This window comes from Streptomyces cahuitamycinicus, assembly GCF_002891435.1.
GTDB lineage: Bacteria > Actinomycetota > Actinomycetes > Streptomycetales > Streptomycetaceae > Streptomyces > Streptomyces cahuitamycinicus.
Genome location: NZ_POUC01000120.1, coordinates 1 through 19,958 on the forward strand (window position 1 = coordinate 1; position 19,958 = coordinate 19,958).

Here is a 19,958-nt window from a genome sequence, read left to right on the forward strand (position 1 = left end):
GGTGGGGTGTGAGGGTCAGCCGGGCTCCGAGGAGGCGGGGCGGAGCCACCACACGGATGCGACCGAACGAACTGGCGCACTGGATGATGCGGCCATTCCTCCGATGTATCCCGGACATCGAGGACGTTACGACGACGTTGCCGACGTTGACAAGGGTTCGCGGCCAGAGACTTGCGGGACGTCGCGCCGCAGGGCGCCGAGACGCTGGCCCGACCGCGGGACCCCGTGCTGATACCCCTTGCGAGCTGCAGAGTCCTGGTGACCGGTGAGGCGCTGCGGCAGCTCACAATTCGACAACGGAGCCGCCTGGGTCGGCGGCGAAGGGGGCGTGCGGGCGCCCGGACGGGCTGTCTCGCGCTGTGAGCGGGCCAGTGGTACGTCTGTCGCCGAGGCTCTCACCAGTGGAGATGACCTTGTGGCCCCTCCTCCGATTCATCGGATGGCAGATCCCGTGCCGACCTCACGGTCACGCCTGACCAGGGGGGAGCTGCCTCCGTGCACCCTTGGCCAGCAAGGGCGATGAGCAATACATCCGAGGAATCCATTGCCAGGTGCGAACTCCGCATCTAGTCTCACTGTGCCGCCATTCATCCGATGACTTCAGGGGCGGCTGAGGGAAGCCCGTCTGCAGGTCCCGGCCCGGCGCACCGCAGGCGGCCCAGCTCCGGGGCCGACCACCCCTCAGACGAAACGCGCACGGCGAGGGAGAGTCCCAGTGAAACTGCTACGAGTCGGTGCCCCCGGCGAGGAGCGACCCGCGGTCCGCACCGACGACGGCCGGCTGCTGGACCTGTCCTCGGTGGCCTCGGAAATCGACGGCGACTTCCTCGCCTCCGGGGGAGTGGAGCGGGCCCGCGCGGCCGTCACGGAGGGCGGACTGCCAGAGCTCGACGCCGACGGCCTGCGGATCGGTGCCCCCGTCGCCCGCCCCGGCAAGATCATCTGTGTCGGGCTGAACTACCGCGACCACGCCGCCGAGACCGGTGCCGCGATCCCGCCCCGCCCGGTGGTCTTCATGAAGGACCCGGGCACGGTCGTGGGCCCCTACGACGAGGTGCTGATCCCGCGGGGCTCGGTCAAGACCGACTGGGAGGTCGAGCTGGCGGTCGTCATCGGACGACGGGCCCGCTACCTCGACGGCCCCGACGCCGCGCGGGCCGTGATCGCGGGCTATGCGGTCAGCCATGACGTCTCCGAGCGAGAATTCCAGCTGGAGTACTCCTCCCAGTGGGACCTCGGCAAGTCCTGCGAGACCTTCAACCCGCTCGGCCCCTGGCTGGTCACCGCCGACGAGGTCGGTGACCCACAGAACCTCGGCCTGCACCTGAGCGTCGACGGCGTGAAGCGGCAGGACGGCCACACCCGCGACATGATCTTCCCGGTCGACCACATCGTGTCGTACCTCAGCCGTCACATGGTCCTCGAGCCCGGTGACGTGATCAACACCGGTACACCCGCGGGCGTCGCCCTGGGCCTGCCCGGCACCCCATACCTCCGCCCCGGCAACACCGTCGAACTCTCTGTCGACGGCCTCGGCAGCCAGCGTCAGACCTTCGCCCAAGCGTGAAAGGCAGCACCACCTTGACTACAACCCCCGCCCGGATCACAGCGGTCGACACCTACGACATCCGGTTCGCCACCTCGCGGGAACTGGACGGGTCGGACGCCATGAACCCGGATCCCGACTACTCCGCCGCCTATGTCGTGCTGCGCACCGACGCCGGCGACGGACACGAGGGCCACGGCTTCACCTTCACCATCGGGCGCGGCAACGACGTCCAGGTCGCCGCCATCGGAGCCCTGCGGCCCCACCTCGTGGGCCGCTCGGTGGAGGAGCTGTGCGCCGACCCGGGCTCGGTCAGCCGCGACCTGATCGGGGACAGTCAGCTGCGCTGGCTCGGCCCCGAGAAGGGCGTGATGCACATGGCCATCGGCGCCGTCGTCAACGCCGTGTGGGACCTGACCGCCAAGCGCGCCGGGCAGCCCCTGTGGCAGCTGCTCGCCCACGCCGACCCCGAGTGGCTGGTCTCCCAGGTCGACTTCCGCTACATCACCGACGCCCTCACCCCCGAGGACGCCCTCCGACTGCTGCGCGAGGGGCGCACCGGGCTCGCGGAGCGCGAGGCCGACCTGCTGGAGCGCGGCTACCCCGGCTACACCACCTCACCGGGCTGGCTCGGCTACTCCGACGAGAAACTCACCCGGCTCGCCAAGCAGGCCGTCGCCGACGGCTTCACCCAGATCAAGCTCAAGGTCGGCGCCGACCTCGACGACGACGTCCGCCGTATGCGCGCCGCCCGCGCCGCCGTCGGTGAGGACATCCGCATCGCCATCGACGCCAACCAGCGCTGGAACATCGACGAGGCGGTCGAGTGGACCAACGCGCTCGCCGAGTTCGATCCGTACTGGATCGAGGAACCCACCAGCCCCGACGACGTCCTCGGCCACGCCGCCGTCCGCCGGGGCGTCGCCCCGGTGAAGGTCGCCACCGGCGAACACGTCCAGAACCGCATCGTCTTCAAGCAGCTCCTCCAGGTCGGCGCCATCGACGTCCTCCAGATCGACGCGGCACGTGTCGGCGGCGTCAACGAGAACCTCGCGATCCTCCTGCTCGCCGCGAAGTTCAAGGTGCCGGTGTGCCCGCACGCCGGCGGCGTAGGCCTGTGCGAACTGGTGCAACATCTGTCGATGTTCGACTACCTGGCGCTGTCCGGCACGACCGAGAACCGCGTCATCGAGTTCGTCGACCACCTCCACGAGCACTTCACCGCGCCCGTGGTGATGCGCGACGGTCACTACACCGCGCCGCTGACCCCGGGTTTCTCCGCCACCATGCACCCCGGGTCCCTCGCCGCATACCGTTACCCGGACGGCACCTTCTGGGCGGCCGACCTCGCTGGACGGGAGGAGGCGGCATGACCGGTCTGACAGGGCTCAGGGCCGTCGTCACCGGGGGCGCGTCCGGCATCGGACTCGCCGCGGCCCGCGCACTGGCCGCGCAGGGCGCGGCGGTCGCCGTGCTCGATCTCGATCCGGGCGGCGTCAGCGAACCGCTGCTCGGCCTCCAGGCCGACGTCAGCGACGGTGTCGGCGTGCGCGCCGCCGTGGATCTGGCCGCCGAGCGGCTCGGCGGGCTGGACATCCTCGTGAACAACGCCGGCATCGGCGCGGTGGGCACCGTCGAGGACAACCCGGACGAACAGTGGCACCGGGTCCTGGACGTCAACGTCCTGGGTATGGTGCGCACCACGCGCGCCGCCCTGCCCCACCTGCGCCGCGCTGCCGCTGCCCGTCCGGGCACCGCGGCCGTGGTCAACACGTGCTCCATCGCCGCCACCGCCGGACTGCCGCAGCGCGCCCTGTACTCCGCCAGCAAGGGCGCCGTCCTCTCGCTGACCCTCGCCATGGCCGCCGACCACGTCCGCGAGGGCATCCGCGTCAACTGCGTCAACCCCGGCACCGCCGACACACCATGGGTCTCCCGGCTGCTGGACGCGGCCGACGATCCCGAGGCGGAGCGCGCGGCCCTCAACGCCCGCCAGCCCCTGGGACGCCTGGTCACCGCCGACGAGGTCGCCGCCGCCATCGTCTACCTGGCCAGTCCGGCCGCGGCATCCGTCACCGGCACCGCGCTCGCGGTGGACGGCGGCATGCAGGGACTGCGGCTGCGCCCGGTGGACCGGTCGTGAGGACCACCACGCTCGGCGGCAGCGCGGTACCGGTCTCGGAACTGGCGCTGGGCTGCGCCGCCCTCGGCAACCTCTTCCACCCGGTCACCGACGAGGCCGCCCACGCCATCGTCGAGGCGGCCTGGGACGCCGGTGTCCGCACCTTCGACACCGCCCCCCACTACGGTCTCGGTCTGTCGGAACGGCGGCTCGGCGCCACGCTGCGCGACCGCCCCCGTGACACCTACACCCTCTCCACCAAGGTGGGCCGGCTTCTCGTCCCGGACCCGGAGGGCGGCGCCGGCGACGACCTCGCCCACGGCTTCGCCGTCCCCGCCGGCCACCGCAGGGTCTGGGACTTCAGCGCCGACGGAGTGCTGCGCTCCCTGGAGGCCAGCCTGGAACGACTCGGCCTCGACCGCGTCGACGTGGCCCTGCTGCACGACCCCGACGACCACGCCGACCAGGCGTTGCGCGAAGCGTACCCGGCGCTGGAGCGACTGCGGGCCGAAGGCGTGATCGGAGCGATCGGCGTCGGCATGAACCAGTCCGCCCTGCCCGCCAGGTTCCTGCGTGAGACAGACATCGACGTGGTGCTGCTGGCCGGCCGCTACACCCTCCTGGAACAGGACTCGCTCGCCGAACTGCTTCCGGAGGCAGCCGCTCGTGGCCGGAGTGTCGTCATCGGCGGGGTGTTCAACTCCGGGCTGCTGACGGCCCCCCGCCCCGGAGCCACATACGACTACGCACCCGCTCCGCAGCCGGTCCTCGACCGGGCGCTACGGCTCCTCGCGGTCTGCGAACGCCACGGCGTGCCGCTGCGTGCCGCCGCGCTGCGCTTCCCGTTCGGCCATTCCGCGGTCGCGAGCGTCCTGACCGGGGCGCGCTCCCCCCAGGAGGTACGCGACACGGTGGAGCAACTGCGGCGCCCGATTCCGGACACCCTGTGGGACGAGCTGCGCGCCGAGGGCCTGCTGGATCCGGACACCCCTGTCCCCGCGGCCGCGCCGAGCGGGGAAGCCATGCCGTCGAAGGAGCCGTCATGAAGGTCGCCCTGCACACCAAGGTCCGCGCCGACCGCATCGAGGAGTACGAGGCCGCGCACCGGGAGGTGCCCGAGGAACTCACCGCCGCCATCCGCGCCGCGGGGGCGAGGGAGTGGACCATCTGGCGCAGCGGCACGGACCTGTTCCACCTGCTGGAGGTCGAGGACTACCGGGCAATGATCGCCGAACTCGACAAGCTGCCCGTCAACATCGCCTGGCAGGCCCGGATGGCCGACCTGCTCGACGTCGTCCACGACTACTCCGCACAGGGCGCGGACGCCTCGCTGCCGCTGGTGTGGGAACTGTGACCGCAGCGGAGACCGGGCCCGGCATGGTGGACACCCACCACCATGTGTGGGACCTGTCCGTCCGCGGCCGGGACTGGATCGACGGGCGGCTGATGTTCGGCTCCGACTGGCCCGTATGCCGGCTCACCACCACGTACGCCGAAGTGACCGCCGCCCTGCGCGAGCTGACGGCCGGTCTCGGCCCGGCCGAGCGGCACGACGTCTTCACCGGCACGGCCGTGCGGACCTACGACCTGTCCGTCACCCCACGGCCGGCCCCGCCTCAGGAAACCCCATGCGCATAGCCCTCTTCATCACCTGCTTCAACGACACGATGTTTCCCCGCACCGGTCGCGCCGTGACCACACTGCTGGAACGCCTCGGACACACCGTGGAGTTCCCGCCCGGGCAGACCTGCTGCGGTCAGATGCACTTCAACACCGGCTACCGCCCCGAGACCCTGCCCATGGTCCGCCGGTTCGCCGAGAACTTCGCGGGCTACGACGCCGTCGTCGCCCCCTCCGGATCCTGCGCGGGCATGGTGCGCGACCACCACCGCGTCGTGGCAGCCCAGTACGGCGACAGCGCCCTCGCCGAGTCGGTCGAGCAGGTGGTGACGACGGTGTACGAGCTGTCGGAACTCCTCATCGACATCCTCGGCGTCACCGACGTGGGCGCGCACTTCCCCCACCGCGTCACCTACCATCCGACCTGCCACTCGCTGCGCATGCTCCGCGTCGGCGATCGGCCGCTCAGGCTGCTGCGCGCGGTGAAGGGCATCGACCTCGTCGAACTTGCCGAGGCCGAGTCCTGTTGCGGCTTCGGCGGCACCTTCGCGCTGAAGAACGCCGACGTGTCCAACGCCATGCTCGCCGACAAGATGCGCCATGTGCAGAACACCGGCGCCCAGTTCCTGTGCGCGGGCGACAACTCCTGCCTCACCCACATCGGCGGCGGCCTGTCCCGGCTCCGTACCGGTGTCGGCACGATGCACCTGGCCGAGATCCTGGCCTCCACGGAAGGTGACGTGCGATGAGCGGTGCGGACAATGTCGTATGGCTGGGCACACCGGCCTTCCCCGAGGCGGCGCGCACCGCACTCGCCGACCCCCAGCTGCGGGCGAACCTGCGCCGCGCGACCGGCACCATCCGGGACAGGCGGCTGGCGGTCGCCGCCGAACTGGAGGACTGGGAGGAACTGCGGGAGAGGGCCGCAACGATCAAGCACCACACCCTGCGCCACCTCGACCACCATCTGCTGCGGCTGGAGAAGGCGGTCACGGCCGCGGGCGGAGTCGTGCACTGGGCGGCGGACGCCGCCGAGGCCAACCGCATCGTCACCCGTCTGGTGGAGGCGACCGGCGAGAGCGAGGTCGTCAAGGTCAAGTCGATGGCGACCCAGGAGATCGGCCTCAACGAGGCGCTCGCGGACGCGGGCATCCGCGCCTACGAGACCGATCTCGCCGAACTCATCGTGCAACTCGGCGGCGACCGGCCGTCCCACATCCTGGTACCCGCCATCCACCGCAATCGCTTCGAGATCCGGGAGATCTTCCAGCGGGAGATGGGTGAGTGGGGCGCGCCGGCTCCCGAAGGCCTCACCGCCGAGCCCCGCGACCTCGCCGAGGCAGCCCGACTCCACCTGCGGGAGAGGTTTCTGCGGGCCAAGGTCGCCGTCTCCGGCGCCAACTTCGCGACAGCCGACACCGGAACGGTCGTGGTCGTGGAGTCGGAGGGCAACGGGCGGATGTGCCTCACCCTGCCGGAGACCCTGATCACCGTCATGGGCATCGAGAAGGTCCTGCCGTCCTTCGCCGACCTGGACGTGTTCCTCCAGCTCCTGCCCCGCTCGTCGACCGGCGAGCGGATGAACCCGTACACCTCGCTGTGGACCGGCGTCACCGAGGGCGACGGCCCCCGGAACTTCCACCTGGTGCTGCTCGACAACGGCCGCACCGCCACTCTCGCCGACGAGGTGGGCCGCCAGGCCCTCGCCTGCATCCGCTGCTCGGCGTGCCTCAATGTCTGCCCGGTCTACGAGCGCACGGGGGGCCATGCCTACGGTTCCGTCTACCCCGGTCCGATCGGCGCCGTCCTGACCCCGCAGCTCGTCGGCGTCGAGCACGCGGCCTCGCTTCCTTTCGCCTCGACCCTGTGCGGCGCCTGCTACGACGCCTGCCCCGTGAAGATCAACATCCCCGAGGTGCTGGTCCATCTGCGCGCCGAGGCTGTGGAGGCCGAACGCCGGGACCGGCTGTTCCCCACCCCCGAGGCACTCGTCATGAAGGCTCTGGGTGCCGTTCTGGGCTCACCGCGGCGGCTGGCCGCCGTACAGCGGCTGGCCGCCGGGGCGTCCCGGCTGGTGGCCCGTGACGGCCGGATCGGTGCCCTGCCCGGTCCGTTCGCCCGCTGGTCCGCCACTCGGGACACCCCGGCTCCGGCCCGCGAGTCCCTGCGTGCCTGGTGGCGCCGTACGAGAACGCCCACGAGCGAGGACATCCGTACGAAGGCGGAGGGGAAGTGATGACGATGAACGGCCGCGAGACCGTCCTGGATGCGATTCGGGGGGCGCTGTCCGGCGTTCCTGGTTCCGAGAGCCCCGACGCCACACCTCTTTCACACGGTCGCCGCGTCGACCACGCGGGACCGGACGTCGTCGGGATGTTCGCCGACCGTGCCGCCGAGTACCGCGCCACGGTGGTCCGTGTTCCGCCGGCCGATGTCGCGGAGGCCGTGGGCCGCGCGCTGGCTCGCACCGGAGCACGGTCGTTGGTGGTGCCGCCCGGGTTTCCCGAGGGCCTGGTCCCAGAGGGGCCATGGTCGCGGCTGGCGGATGTCCCACCGTTGAGCATCGGACAACTCGACGAGGCGGACGCCGTGATCACCACCGTCGCCACCGCCATCGCCGTCACCGGCACCGTGACCCTGGATCACGGTCCGGGCCAGGGGCGGCGGGTCCTGACCCTGCTTCCGGACCAGCACATCTGCGTCGTGCGGGCGGACCAGATCGCTCCCGACGTACCTGAGGCACTGCGCCTGCTTGATCCGTACCGGCCGCTGACTCTGGTCTCGGGCCCCTCGGCCACCAGCGACATCGAACTGGACCGTGTCGAGGGCGTGCACGGGCCCAGGACTCTCGACATCGTCGTGGTGGTGGACGCGTAGCCGACGGCGCGCCGGGACCGTACGAAGCCCGATTCGGTCCTGAGCCAGCCGGCGTGGGCACCCGCTGGTGCGGCGGCGTCACCCAGGGCAAGACGGGGAAAGTGATGACTCGGCTTGCCCCATGTATCACTTCCACGGAAGTAACTTCCGGAGATTCATGTTCCGTGTACGCTGGTCCGGCGGACGCTGCGAGCACTCGGCTGTTCCGGAAGCCGAAGACCCTCGGACGACACGCTCAGGAGGGAGAAGCGCGATGGCGTACGACGAGGCACCGGGCGCACGAGGTCGGGGCGCGGCGGATCCGCCGCTGTCCATCCAGGTGCACGGGGCCAAGGTCCACAACCTGAAGAACGTCGACGTGACGGTGCCGCTGCGCCGACTCGTCGCGGTGGCTGGGGTGTCCGGCTCCGGGAAGTCGTCGCTGGCGATGGGGGTGCTGTACGCCGAGGGCTCACGGCGCTACATCGAGGCGCTGTCCACGTACACCCGCCGACGCATGGCGCAGGCACCGCGTGCGTCGGTGGACAGCGTGGAGCACGTGCCCGCGGCCCTCGCCCTGCGGCAGCGGCCCGGCGTGCCCGGGGTGCGCAGCACCTTCGGCACGTCGACCGAGCTGCTCAACGTGCTGCGCCTGCTGTTCTCCCGGCTGGGATCACACCTGTGCCCAAACGGCCACCGGCAGGACCCGACGATCGACGTCGCCGCGGGACTGGACCTGACCTGCCCGGTGTGCGAGGTGACGTTCTACCCGCCGGGCGCGGAGTCGCTGGCCTTCAACTCGGACGGCGCATGCCCGCAGTGCACCGGTACCGGCACGGTCCGGGAAGTCGACGAAGCGGCTCTGGTCCCCGATCCACAACGCACCATCACCGGGGGAGCGGTGGCCCCGTGGTCGATGTTCGGGCTGACGGTGATGCCGCAGGTCGTCGCCGAGTTCGGGGTGCGCACCGACGTGCCGTACTCGGAACTGACCGCCCGCGAGCGAGACATCGTCATGCACGGCCCCACGGAGCAGCGGCACATCAGTGTCCGGTCCAAGAACGGCAAGTTCTTCGAGCTCGACTTCACCTACCGCAACGCCCGCCGGGCCGTCGAGGAAGCCCTGAACAATGCCACCACCGAACGCGGGCTGAACCGTGTGAACAGGTTCATCAGCGCCCAGGTGTGTCCGGGCTGCCACGGCACCCGGCTCAGCGAGCAGGCCCGCGCCACCCTCGTCGACGGCATCGACCTCGCCGAAGCCACCGCGAAGACGCTCGACGAGCTCATCGCCTGGGCCCCGACCCTCTCGGAGGCCCTGCCGTCCGAGATGCGCCCGATGGCACGGAACATCGTCGCCACCCTGCTGGAGACCGCCCGCCGCCTGGTCGAACTCGGCCTCGGCTACCTGGCCTTGGACCGGGCGAGCTCCACCCTGTCAACCGGTGAGCGGCAACGCGTCCAACTGGCCCGCGCCGTACGCAACCAGACCACCGGCGTGCTCTACGTCCTCGACGAACCCTCCATCGGCCTGCACCCTTCGAACGTGGACGGCCTGCTGGGCGTCATGCGCGACCTGCTCCGCGACGGCAACTCAGTGGTCCTCGTCGACCATGACGTCCAGGTCCTGCGCGAAGCCGACTGGCTCATCGAGATCGGCCCCGGCTCCGGAACCGAAGGCGGGACCGTCCTGGCCACCGGCGACGTCACCACGCTCGGCAAGGACCCCGACTCCCTGATCGGTGGGTTCCTCACCGGCAGCCAACCCGTCCTCGTCCGGCAACGGGCCGACCGCGACGAGATGTTCGACCATGGCCGCATCCACCTGTCCACCCGACCCCTGCACACCGTGCACGCCCTGGACGTCGACATCCCGCGGGGCCGCCTGACCGCCGTGACCGGCGTGTCCGGATCGGGAAAGACCACACTGATCCTCGAAAGCCTGATTCCCGCCCTCCAGGCGAAAGCCGCGGGCAGAGCGCTGCCTGGCCATGTGGCCGCGGTGGACGCGCAGGCGATCACCCGGGTGAACACGGTCGACGCCACTCCCATCGGCGTCAACGTCCGCTCCACCGTCGCCACGTACAGCGGCATCCTCGACGATCTGCGCCGCACCTACGCCGCCACCGATGCGGCCGAGCAGCGGGGGCTCACCGCCGCGGACTTCTCCTACAACACCGGCTCCCTGCGCTGCCCCCGTTGTGAAGGTACCGGCCAGGTCTCCCTCGATGTTCAGTTCCTGCCCGACGTCGACATCCCCTGCCCCGCATGTGACGGCACCCGGTACGCCCCCGCAGCCGCCGACATCCTCCGCCGGGGTCCAGGAAACCCGGGCGATGGAGTCTCCTTGCCCGATCTGCTTGCCCTCACCGTCAGGCAGGCGATCGAGCAGGTCGGAGACATCCGCCGGGTGCGCACGCGGCTCCAAGCCCTCATCGACCTCGGACTCGGATATCTCACCCTCGGCGAAGACACCCCGGCCCTCTCCGGAGGCGAAGCGCAGCGGCTGAAGCTCGCCACCGAGCTGACCCGGAACCAGTCCGACACCCTCTTCGTCCTGGACGAACCCAGCGTCGGGCTCCACCCCCTCGACATCCGCACGCTCCTGGACGTCCTCCAGCGACTGGGCGACAACGGCGCCACCGTCATCGTCATCGAACACGACCTGGACATGATCGCCAACGCCGACTACGTCATCGACATGGGCCCCGGAGGCGGCACAGCCGGCGGCACCGTCATCGCCACCGGAACACCCGACGACCTTGCACATGATCCGCACAGCGTCACCGCCCGCTATCTCAGCCACCATCTGCACCCGACGAAGAGGTGAACCGAGCCGGGTCGAGCCCTGGCTGTCGGGCACGCCTCTTTGCCTCATCCGGACCCGCCCAGCAGGGAGGGGTTCCGCGGTCCGATGGTGCCGAGGCGGCGCCTCAACGAGGCCGGCCGACCGCATGCGACGGGCGGTCCTTCGTGCTCAGGGGCAGTGGGCTGCAGAGCAGTCGGCCGCCGACCGCGGGTGTCAGGCCCGTTGCCCGGCCACCCGCTGCTGAAGGGCCTTCTCCAGCAGATTCAGCGCTTCCACCACCCGCTCGCGCTCCGCGCCGAGACTGTCGAGCAACTCGGCCTCGGTCGCCAGCTGGCGGGGGAACATCATGTCGATCGCGTAGCATCCCGCCGGTGTGACGGTGACCAGTGCGGCGCGCCGGTCGGCGGCACACAGGTCGGGGTGGCGAGCTTGATCAGGCTGGACACGCCCGCCAGATGTCGACCGTCGACGAGTTCGACGACCCGGACGACATCGAGGTCGTGGGCTGGGTCGACGACCTGGAGGTCCAGCGCGGCCGTACCTCCGACCTGATCTTCAGCGTCCCCGAACTGGTCTCCTGGCTGTCGCGGTACGTGACCCTGGAGCCGGGCGACCTGGTCTTCACCGGCACCCCGGCCGGCTGCGGGGTCCGGCGCACGCCGAGGCTCTACCTGGAGCCCGGGATGACACTGACGACCCAGGTCGCAGGGGTCGGTACGATGCGCAATCCGATCAGCCGCTGATGACACGTAAGAACCCACCAGTGGCGGGTTCGCCCACTGTTCACGCGCCCTTGGCTCGGCTCCGACGGCCCCTCGCCGTCACCCGCCCCATGGGCCGCCCGTGGAACCACCGGAAGACCGCGGCGGCAGCGGCCGACAGCACCCCCGAACCCACCCAGTGTTCGGCCCTGCCGTACCCGGAGACAACTTCGCCCCCTTGAGGAGAGGCCATGATTTCGACCATGCGCGCAGCGCGAATGCACCACGTCGGCGAGCCGATGAAGATCGAGCGGATTCCCGTACCGGCGCCCGGAGTCGGCGATGTCCGGGTGGCCGTACACGCCGTGAACATCGTGCCCGACCTGGCCAACATCCTGAGCAACTGGACCACTTGGCGTTCGTACTGTCCGCGGTCACCGCCGTGGTGATCAACACCGTGCCGCACAACCTCGCCGGCATGGCCGCCGGCTGGACCAGCCTGCTGCGCGACTTCGGGTTCACCCTCGGCCCGGCCGTCGTGGGTGCGATCGCCCTCAGCCGGGCGGCGCACGAGATCAGCGACAAGGTCGCGTCGGACCCGGCCCTGGGCCAGGCCCTGGACACCTTCAACGCCTCGGCGGCGACCGCCCCGGCGGCGCAGCGGGAGACCGTGGAGGGCGCTATCGCGGCCGTCAACTCCGGCCCCCTCGGCGCGAACGTCGTCCCCGAGACCGTCGCCCTGCCCGACGGTTCGACCGTGCCGTTCAACCCGCTCAAGGACACCGCCTTCCACGCCCTGGGCAACGCCTACTCGCTCGGTTACCTGATCGTCGGGCTGTGCGCGATCGCGACGGCGGTGGTCACCGTCGTCCTGATCAAGGGGAACCGGCCGGACGCCCCTGCCACCACGGAGCCGGCCGATGCCTGACAGACCGCACGACCCCACGGTCATCCGCACCGACGTGACCGACCCCCGAAGCAGACCCGGCGCCACCGGCCGCCACGCCTGAAAGGAATGCCGCCATGACCGGCCCTACCCGACCACGCCCCATGTTCCGCCTGGGCCATCTGCTGGAACGCCGCGCCCAGTTGCACCCCGATCGCACGGCGCTGGAGTTCGGTGACCGCGCATGGACCTACGGGCAGCTGCGGGACTGGATCGTGGCCTCCGCGCGGCAGTTGCGCCGGCACGGTGCCGGGCCGGGCAGCGTCGTCGCCTACGCGGGTGCCTCACGCCCGGAGGTCTTCGTCCTGATGTACGCCACGTCCCGCATCGGAGGCGTGTTCGTCCCGGTCAACGGGGCGGCCACGCCTCCCGAGATCGCCTACCTGCTGGCCGACTCGGGGGCGGACCTCCTTGTCACAAACGCCACCTGCGCCGCCAAACTCGCCGACGACGGCACCGTACCGCCGGACGTCACCCGTCTGTGCCTGGACGAGGGATGCAGCCTCACGGGCCAGAAGTTCATCTGAGAGAGGTCAAGGATTCATGACTGAAGTTCTCGTCTACGTCGACCACGTGGACGGCGCCGTCCGCAAGCCCACCCTTGAGCTGCTGACCCTGGCCCGCCGCGTCGGCGAGCCGGTCGCCGTCGCGCTGGGCAACGGCGCCGGTGACACCGCCGCCGCGCTCGCCGAGCACGGCGCGGTCAAGTTCCTCACGCACGAGGCGTCGGAGTACGCCGATTACCTGGTGGTACCGAAGGTCGACGCCCTCCAGGCCGCCGTCGAGGCCGTGTCCCCGGCCGCCGTGCTGGTGCCGTCCTCCGCCGAGGGCAAGGAGATCGCCGCCCGTCTGGCGCTGCGTCTGGGCTCCGGCATCATCACCGACGCCGTCGACCTCGAGGCCGGCGACTCCGGTCCCGTGGCCACCCAGTCGGTGTTCGCCGCTTCTTTCACCACCAAGTCCCGTGTCTCCAAGGGCACGCCGGTCATCACGGTCAAGCCCAACAGCGCCGCCGTCGAGCCGGCTCCGGCCGCAGGCGCGGTCGAGGCCCTGTCGGTGTCCTTCTCGGCGCAGGCCACCGGTACCAAGGTCACCGGCCGCACCCCGCGTGAGTCGACGGGCCGTCCGGAGCTGACCGAGGCCGCGATCGTGGTCTCCGGTGGCCGTGGCGTCAACGGTGCGGAGAACTTCGCGGTCATCGAGGCCCTGGCCGACTCCCTCGGTGCCGCTGTCGGTGCCTCGCGTGCCGCGGTGGACGCCGGCTGGTACCCGCACACCAACCAGGTCGGCCAGACCGGCAAGTCCGTCTCGCCGCAGCTGTACATCGCCAACGGCATCTCCGGCGCGATCCAGCACCGTGCCGGTATGCAGACCTCGAAGACGATCGTGGCGGTCAACAAGGACGCCGAGGCCCCGATCTTCGACCTCGTCGACTACGGCGTCGTCGGCGACCTCTTCGACGTCGTCCCCGCCCTCACCGACGAGATCCGGGCCGCGCACGCCTGATCAAGGGAAGACACACGGGACGGGATCAGTGAGATCGACGTCTCGCTGGTGCGTCAACCGACTCCGCCGACGCTACGGCGTGGTGCGAATGCCCCGGCGGAGTCGGTCGGACGAACATCAGGTCACGCGGAGGGCGCTCCGGTGAGCACTTCCACCCGGCCGGAGTCGAGCGAGTAATAGGCGCTGACCACCGCCAGCGAGCCCTTCTTCACGAGCGGGCCGAGATCCCTGTTGGACCGCAGAGCGGCGGAGGTCTGCTTGACGTGGATACGGGTCATGGCATCCACCGGGTCGTCATGCTTTTCCCTGACGGTCTCCTTGTACGCAGGGCGCAGCGCGTCGGCGATCGACTGGAGGTGGCCGGGGAGCTTCTTTCCGTCGCGCATGGCCTCGTACGAGCCTTGACGGCACCACAGCGCTGGTGGCCGAGGAGGACGATCAGGGGAGTTCCGGAGGTCATGGACCCGTACTCGACGGAACCGATGACCACCGAGTCGACAACCTGGCCGCCGGTGCGCATGACGAACAGATCGCCGAGTCCGGAGTCGAAGAGCAGCTCCGGCGGTACCCGGGAATCGATGCACGAGAGGATCACTCCGAAAGAATCCTGCTCCGCGGCAACGAATTCCCGCCGCTCGGGGTCACGGTCGGGATGCTTGAGGTCGCCCTCCTGCCAGCGCTTGTTGCCGTCCATCAGCCGTGAGAACGCACCCCACGGGGAGGACGGGCGGGCACCCGCAGCCGGCGGGGCGGTCGTTGCCGCTGCGTTTGCCGCCTTTCCTGTTTCCTTTGCCTCCGTCTTCGAGGAGCAGCCGGAGAGGACGGCAGCGGTGGCTGCCAACCCCCCGGTGAGAATGGTTCTGCGGAGTGGATGTCCAGCTGTAGACATTGGTCGTTCTTTCCTTCGCTCTCACGCCGGATTCCCCCCGAGCGCATTGAGACACCTCGTTAAATCAGGGGACAGGTGACGCGATACAAAAGGCCGATGGGCGGCGTCCCTTGAACTGCCGCCCGGAGTCCGATCCCCCCGAGTGCCCGGGCGGCAGCATCGCCCCGGCGGTCCTTGACACCGGCCGCCGGGGCCGCTTCCTGAGCCGGGATGGGGGAGAGGCCCCCGCCGCGGGCGTCATGGGGGGGCTGCAAGGCCATGGGAGTGCTGCCGGATTGCTCGACGGTGCCGGCCTCCTCCGTTTTCAGGGCGGCGAGGCCGCGGAACAAGTCACGGTCGCCGGCGGGCGTCGTAGCTCTCGCGTGCCGCGAGCACCTCGGTGAAGTGTTCCTCGGCCCAGTGGCCCAGCGCCTGAAGCGGGACGTACAAGGTGCGCCCCAGTGCGGTCAACTCGTATTCGACCCGGGGCGGGACCTCGGCGTACACGTGCCGCGTGACGATTCCGTCGCGTTCGAGGTCCCGGAGCGTCTCGGTGAGGACCTTGGCGCTGATGCCGTCGACGCCGGTGCGCAGGTCGCGGAAGCGCATGGGACCCGTGCTGAGCGCGATGACCACCATGGCCGTCCACTTGTTGGCAATGCGGGCGAGCGAGGTACGGGACGGGCAAGTCGCCGTCATGACATCGAAGGCCGGAAACTCTGGCACGTCACACGTCCTGATTGGTTGCGATGAGGCGACTGTTGCTGTCGGTAATTATAGGACCCGACAAGTAGTATTTTTAACCGAAGACGTCGTCTGGCACCAGCCCGGTGCCCACCCCTTCTCCGGCAGCCGTCGCGACGGGCTGATCTGGAGCGACTCGTGAGGTGGAGGCCCTCTCACCGCCATACACCGAGGGACTCATTGATGCCCGCCACAGATGTCTCTCTTCGGAGTTCGTCTGAGGATGTCGAGAACGTGCCACCGGCTCCGTCCCAGGGACATCAGCGGCCACCACCGGCCGCACGAGGAAGAAGGAGAAGCCAGCATGGCGATTCAGCGGATGGACAACGTCGGCATCGTCGTCGAGGACCTGGATGCCGCCGTCGCGTTCTTCGTGGAACTGGGCATGGAGCTGGAGGGCAGGGCGCAGGTCGAGGGCCGCGTCGCCGACCAGTGCACCGGACTCGACGGCGTCCGCTGTGACATCGCGATGGTCCGGACCCCGGACGGGCACAGCCGGCTCGAGCTGGCGAAGTACCGCAGCCCCGCGGCGATCAGCGCCGGGCCGCGCAACCGGCCGCACAACATTCTGGGCACGCACCGCGTCATGTTCGCCGTCGACGACCTCGGCGACACTCTTGCCCGCCTGCGCCCTCACGGCGCCGAACTCGTCGGCGAGATCGCCCGGTTCGAGGACAGCCATCTGCTCTGCTACCTCCGCGGCCCGGAGGGCATCATCGTCGGCCTGGCCGAGCAACTGCGCTGAGAAGGAGAAACCCAACCAGGCAGCCGAACGAGATCATCGAGGCTGTGAACCGCCCGGTCAGCCAGGATCCGCCGGCCCGTGACGTGACCCGTTTGGCCCACGTCGCCAAGGACCCACTTGGGCTCCGCCTCCCAGCCCGGCCGTAGAACGGGGGGTGCTGCACCGTCGATGCCGCGTGAGCGTTGCCATGCCGCACCCAGGTCGGCCAGACATGACGGCGCTCCGCGTGCCGGTGCGGAGGTCGCACCGGCACGCGGAACCCATCTCGGAGATCGTGACCCGAACCGCTGCGTCAGCTGACAGAGAACTGGCTGAATGTCGCGGTGCCGATGGTTCCGGCGTGGGCCGTGGAGAACATGCCCGCGTCCAGGGTGCTGCTCGCCCCGGTCAGTGTCGCGGTGCCGACAGTGGTCCAGGTGGTGCCGTCGGCGGAGTAGGAGCCGGTGACCGACGTGCCGCTCCTGACCAGGCGGAGCCAGACCGGGGCGACGGTGGCGCTTCCGGTCTTGACGGTGTTGGTGTCGAGGTAGCCGTCACCGTTGGAGTCCGACGACAGGGCGATTCCGTTACCGGGGGTGGTGGCGAGGACGAGGTACCCGGTGGACGAGCCGGCGGAGGCGATGTTGTTTCGCAGCATCAGGCCGGCCTTGGCCCAGCTGTTGGTCTTGTCCTGACCGGCGACGCGGACGGTGACGGTCGAGGACGTATCAGCGGCCCCCGTCCGGTAGGCGGCGGAGTACTCGTCGTCGTATGCCGTGCCGGAGCGCCATACGTCGATGCCCGCGCCGGTCAGGGAGGTCACTCCGCCGCTCTGGCTGACGGCGGCCGGAATCGAACTGTATGCCTTGTAGGGAGAGGTGACGATGCGCAGGTTGCTGAATGTCGCGCTGCCGACGGTGGTGCTGTGGGCTGTGTGGATGACACCGGCATCCTGGGTGGTCGCCATGGACGGCAGGGTCACCGTCGAGCCCACCTGAGCGAAGGTGGATCCGTCGGTGGAGTAGTAGGCGGACACCTGGGTGGCCGTGCGGGTGAGCCGCAACCAGACCGGTGCCTTGACGGTGGCAGCGGTGGACGTGAGCTTGTCCAGGTAGCCGTCGGCGTCGGAGTCCCGCTGGAAGCTGACGCCGTTGTTCGGGGTCACCACCACAGCCGCGTATCCGGGGGAGGAGCCGTCGTCCGTGAGGTCGTTGCGCAGGACGACACCGGCCGCGGCCCGGCTGCTGGTCCTGTCCAGATGGTCGACCCGGGCGGTCACCGACGTGCCGTCGACAGCTGCCCCCTTCCGGAAGACGGTGCCGTACTCGTCTTCCCGCTGTCCGCCGGCACGCCGGATGCCCTCGCCCGCGTCCGTGATCGTGAAGTGGCCGCCGCTCTGGCCGGTGTTGGCCGGGGTGGACGAGTAGGTGCTGTGGGGGGAGCTGACGGGGTCGGTGGTCAGCGGACGGTACCGGGGCTGGATACCGGCGTTGTTCATGACCTTCTTGGCCGCTGGCGGCCAGTTGCCGTCGCTGACGACGACGGTGCCGCTGACCACGTCACCGCGGCCGTTGGTGTTGGTGATGTTCGCGTGACTGTTGTTCGTCCAGTTGTCGGTCAGGGTCAGGCCGCCGGTGTTGTTGGTCGCGTTGCTGTTCTCATGGCCCCATTCGCCGGTGTTCCGGAAGACGTTGTTGGTGTCCGTGAAGTCCCGGGAGCCCTCGTCGTGGTAGAAGCCGAACCAGCCGTTGTTGCTGTGGCAGTAGTTGCGTTCGAAGGTGCTGCCCGGTGACGCCGACAGGGTGTACAGGCAGCCGCCGTCGGTCATCTGCTGCATGAGGTCGTGGATGTAGTTGTCGGTGACGTGGTTGTTCGCGGCGGTGGTCGCGGTCGTGTAGACGGGCTGGTAGTTGTACAGGCCCCGGTTGACGTAGTCCTGGCTGCCGCCGATGTCGTTGGCCCCCCAGCCGTAGCCGATGGTGAGGCCGGACCAGGGCAGGTTGTAGACCTCGTTGTGCGAGATGGTCGCGCCGTTCACGTAGGTGACGAGGATGGCCGACATGTCTCGGTATTCCAGCGCCACGTCATGGATGAGGTTGTTGGTCAGCGTGATGTCCCGGTTGGTCATCCGCCTGTCACTGGGGTGGTGCGCGTCCGCCCGAACGCCGCCGACGGCGATGCCGCCGCCCGCGTTCTGGGTGAAGACGTTGCCGGTCGCCGTGATGCTGCGGGCGCCGAGTCCCACGCCGGTGCTGTGGGCGTTGGCGTCGTTGCCGATGCCGAGGCTGTTCTGTCCGAGCTGGGTGAACCGGTTACCGGTGAACGTGATGTGGTCGGCGGCCGAGACCTGGACGGCGGAGGGCATCTGCTTCCAGTGAGGGCGTGCCGCCTCGAAGAGCCGGCAGCCGCTCTGACACGAGGTCAGCGCGTCCGAGGGGCGGTCCCAGGTACCGGAGAGGTACGCGCCGGTCTGCTGGCTGGCGTAGCCGTGGTCGGTGGGGTCCAGCCAACTGGTGCCCGAGAACTGCAGCCCTGAGAAGGCGATGTGGGTGGCGGGGGAGGAGTACGTCCCTCCGACGCTGACGAGCGACTCCAGCTTCGGCACCTCGACGTCGGCCTCACCCATGTCCTGCCCGGGGAGCGGCTTGTAGTACAGGGTGCCGGCAGCGGTGTCGAGGTACCACTCGCCGGCCGAGTCGAGCAGTTCGTAGGCGTTCTCGATGTAGAGGGGGCCGGCCCGGAAGGGGCTCGTCAGGGTGTCGTAGCCGAACGTGTTGTTGTTCCACGAGGGTTGGGCCATGGTGATGGTGCCGTTGCTGATGCCGGTCACCGGGGCGTAGCGGTCGGTGAAGGACCCGACGCCGTGGATCTCGGTCCGTCCGGGCTGGGCGAGGCTGTTGAGGTAGCTCAGGGAACCACTGGTGAACGTGTAGCCGTTGGTGGTCGCGGTCAGGTCCGAGCGGCGAACCTCGGTGCGGGCCCTGGTGGCCATGACGCCCTCGACGGACAGATGGCGCGTGTCGAAGCCGGTGCCGACGTTGCTCTTCCAGATGTTCTTGGCCGAGTCCTGCACGGTCCAGCCGGTGGCCTTCTGTGCTCCGGTGATGACGGGGTGGGCGCCCAGCGCGGCCTTCCAGTTCACCGTGTGGCCGCCTGTTCCGGAGTCCGCCGAGGTGAAGGCGAGCGGAGCGGAGAGCCGGTAGGTGCCGTCGGCGAGCTCGACGGTGATATCGCGTGTCATGGAGTTGTTGATCGCCCGCACCTTGGTCTTGGCCTGGGTGAGGGAGCACGGCCGGCTCAACGAGCAGGCGGTGCCGGAGCCGTTGGGTGCGGCGTAGAGCGTCGTTCCGGCCGCGAAGGCGGGGCCGGCCTGGGTGAGGACTGCCGCGGTCGAGGCGGTGAGGACGGCGGCCGTGGCCAGCCATGACCTGAGACGGCCAGGAACCGTGGGACGTATGCGGGTTGTTCGCATGTGACACCTTCCGGGAGGTTCAGGGGGCCCGTGGTGTGCGTGGG

The 19,958-nt window shown here is 69.7% G+C and carries 20 protein-coding genes and 1 pseudogene; 16 read left to right on the forward strand and 5 right to left on the reverse strand.

Going from position 1 to position 19,958, the window contains the following annotated elements:
- Nucleotides 1-715 precede the first annotated feature (715 nt).
- The 10 genes and pseudogenes from C1J00_RS18060 (at nt 716) to C1J00_RS18105 (ending at nt 10,974) form a co-directional block, all read left to right on the forward strand.
- The gene (locus tag C1J00_RS18060; RefSeq protein WP_102910108.1) at nt 716-1,567 is read left to right on the forward strand and encodes a fumarylacetoacetate hydrolase family protein; all 852 of its coding nucleotides are present in this window, start codon (nt 716-718) and stop codon (nt 1,565-1,567) included.
- A gap of 14 nt (nt 1,568-1,581) precedes the next feature.
- Nucleotides 1,582-2,919, forward strand: coding sequence for an enolase C-terminal domain-like protein (locus C1J00_RS18065; RefSeq protein ID WP_102910109.1), 1,338 nt, complete (start codon nt 1,582-1,584; stop codon nt 2,917-2,919).
- Nucleotides 2,916-3,689, forward strand: coding sequence for an SDR family NAD(P)-dependent oxidoreductase (locus C1J00_RS18070; protein WP_102910110.1), 774 nt, complete (start codon nt 2,916-2,918; stop codon nt 3,687-3,689). The genes C1J00_RS18065 and C1J00_RS18070 overlap by 4 nt, the downstream gene beginning before the upstream one ends.
- On the forward strand, nt 3,686-4,714 hold the full coding sequence (locus C1J00_RS18075) for an aldo/keto reductase (RefSeq protein ID WP_102910111.1): 1,029 nt from the start codon (nt 3,686-3,688) through the stop codon (nt 4,712-4,714). The genes C1J00_RS18070 and C1J00_RS18075 overlap by 4 nt, the downstream gene beginning before the upstream one ends.
- Nucleotides 4,711-5,022, forward strand: a complete 312-nt coding sequence (locus C1J00_RS18080) for an L-rhamnose mutarotase (protein ID WP_102910112.1) — start codon at nt 4,711-4,713, stop codon at nt 5,020-5,022. The genes C1J00_RS18075 and C1J00_RS18080 overlap by 4 nt, the downstream gene beginning before the upstream one ends.
- Nucleotides 5,023-5,108: 86 nt before the next feature.
- Nucleotides 5,109-5,306: pseudogene (locus tag C1J00_RS18085) on the forward strand (amidohydrolase family protein); the annotation flags it as partial.
- A complete protein-coding gene (locus tag C1J00_RS18090) occupies nt 5,297-6,037 on the forward strand; it encodes a (Fe-S)-binding protein (protein ID WP_102910113.1) in 741 nt (246 codons plus the stop codon). The pseudogene C1J00_RS18085 and the gene C1J00_RS18090, both read left to right, overlap by 10 nt.
- Complete coding sequence (locus C1J00_RS18095) at nt 6,034-7,524, forward strand: LutB/LldF family L-lactate oxidation iron-sulfur protein (protein WP_102910114.1); 1,491 nt, start codon at nt 6,034-6,036, stop codon at nt 7,522-7,524. The genes C1J00_RS18090 and C1J00_RS18095 overlap by 4 nt, the downstream gene beginning before the upstream one ends.
- The gene (locus tag C1J00_RS18100) at nt 7,524-8,165 is read left to right on the forward strand and encodes a LutC/YkgG family protein (RefSeq protein WP_342751719.1); all 642 of its coding nucleotides are present in this window, start codon (nt 7,524-7,526) and stop codon (nt 8,163-8,165) included. Before C1J00_RS18095 ends, C1J00_RS18100 begins: the two co-directional genes overlap by 1 nt.
- Before the next feature lie 253 nt (nt 8,166-8,418).
- Nucleotides 8,419-10,974: an excinuclease ABC subunit UvrA gene (locus C1J00_RS18105; RefSeq protein WP_102910115.1), complete on the forward strand. Its 2,556-nt coding sequence runs from the start codon at nt 8,419-8,421 to the stop codon at nt 10,972-10,974.
- A gap of 192 nt (nt 10,975-11,166) precedes the next feature.
- Here C1J00_RS18105 and C1J00_RS47670 read toward each other — a convergent pair whose 3' ends face one another.
- Complete coding sequence (locus C1J00_RS47670) at nt 11,167-11,301, reverse strand: hypothetical protein (protein WP_281262762.1); 135 nt, start codon at nt 11,299-11,301, stop codon at nt 11,167-11,169.
- Between the two features lie 107 nt (nt 11,302-11,408).
- Here C1J00_RS47670 and C1J00_RS18110 point away from each other — a divergent pair, with 107 nt between their 5' ends.
- The 5 genes from C1J00_RS18110 to C1J00_RS18130 all read left to right on the forward strand — a co-directional run bounded on the left by C1J00_RS18110 (nt 11,409) and on the right by C1J00_RS18130 (nt 14,106).
- A complete protein-coding gene (locus tag C1J00_RS18110) occupies nt 11,409-11,696 on the forward strand; it encodes a fumarylacetoacetate hydrolase family protein (RefSeq protein WP_245936384.1) in 288 nt (95 codons plus the stop codon).
- 221 nt (nt 11,697-11,917) lie between these two features.
- A complete protein-coding gene (locus C1J00_RS18115) occupies nt 11,918-12,103 on the forward strand; it encodes a hypothetical protein (protein WP_180989591.1) in 186 nt (61 codons plus the stop codon).
- Nucleotides 12,067-12,582, forward strand: coding sequence for a hypothetical protein (locus C1J00_RS18120; RefSeq protein WP_219728350.1), 516 nt, complete (start codon nt 12,067-12,069; stop codon nt 12,580-12,582). Before C1J00_RS18115 ends, C1J00_RS18120 begins: the two co-directional genes overlap by 37 nt.
- Nucleotides 12,583-12,677: 95 nt before the next feature.
- Entirely contained in the window at nt 12,678-13,127 is a 450-nt protein-coding gene (locus C1J00_RS18125) for an AMP-binding protein (protein WP_102910116.1), read from the forward strand.
- 16 nt (nt 13,128-13,143) lie between these two features.
- Nucleotides 13,144-14,106: an electron transfer flavoprotein subunit alpha/FixB family protein gene (locus C1J00_RS18130; RefSeq protein ID WP_102910117.1), complete on the forward strand. Its 963-nt coding sequence runs from the start codon at nt 13,144-13,146 to the stop codon at nt 14,104-14,106.
- A gap of 122 nt (nt 14,107-14,228) precedes the next feature.
- Here C1J00_RS18130 and C1J00_RS46810 read toward each other — a convergent pair whose 3' ends face one another.
- The 3 genes from C1J00_RS46810 to C1J00_RS18145 all read right to left on the reverse strand — a co-directional run bounded on the left by C1J00_RS46810 (nt 14,229) and on the right by C1J00_RS18145 (nt 15,700).
- The gene (locus tag C1J00_RS46810) at nt 14,229-14,492 is read right to left on the reverse strand and encodes a carbonic anhydrase (protein ID WP_245936387.1); all 264 of its coding nucleotides are present in this window, start codon (nt 14,490-14,492) and stop codon (nt 14,229-14,231) included.
- Nucleotides 14,381-14,995, reverse strand: a complete 615-nt coding sequence (locus C1J00_RS46815) for a carbonic anhydrase (RefSeq protein WP_342751721.1) — start codon at nt 14,993-14,995, stop codon at nt 14,381-14,383. The genes C1J00_RS46810 and C1J00_RS46815 overlap by 112 nt, the downstream gene beginning before the upstream one ends.
- A gap of 330 nt (nt 14,996-15,325) precedes the next feature.
- Nucleotides 15,326-15,700, reverse strand: coding sequence for a winged helix-turn-helix transcriptional regulator (locus C1J00_RS18145; RefSeq protein ID WP_245936386.1), 375 nt, complete (start codon nt 15,698-15,700; stop codon nt 15,326-15,328).
- Between the two features lie 322 nt (nt 15,701-16,022).
- Between C1J00_RS18145 and C1J00_RS18150 the strand changes: the two genes are divergently transcribed.
- Nucleotides 16,023-16,463 (forward strand): VOC family protein, encoded by a 441-nt coding sequence (locus tag C1J00_RS18150; RefSeq protein ID WP_102910120.1) that lies wholly within the window; start codon nt 16,023-16,025, stop codon nt 16,461-16,463.
- Nucleotides 16,464-16,755: 292 nt separating this feature from the next.
- Here the strand turns inward: C1J00_RS18150 and C1J00_RS18155 are convergent, their stop codons facing one another.
- Nucleotides 16,756-19,914 carry a DUF1349 domain-containing protein gene (locus C1J00_RS18155; RefSeq protein ID WP_102910121.1) on the reverse strand — a complete coding sequence of 1,053 codons (3,159 nt, stop codon included), beginning with the start codon at nt 19,912-19,914 and terminating at the stop codon, nt 16,756-16,758.
- Nucleotides 19,915-19,958: the final 44 nt, after the last annotated feature.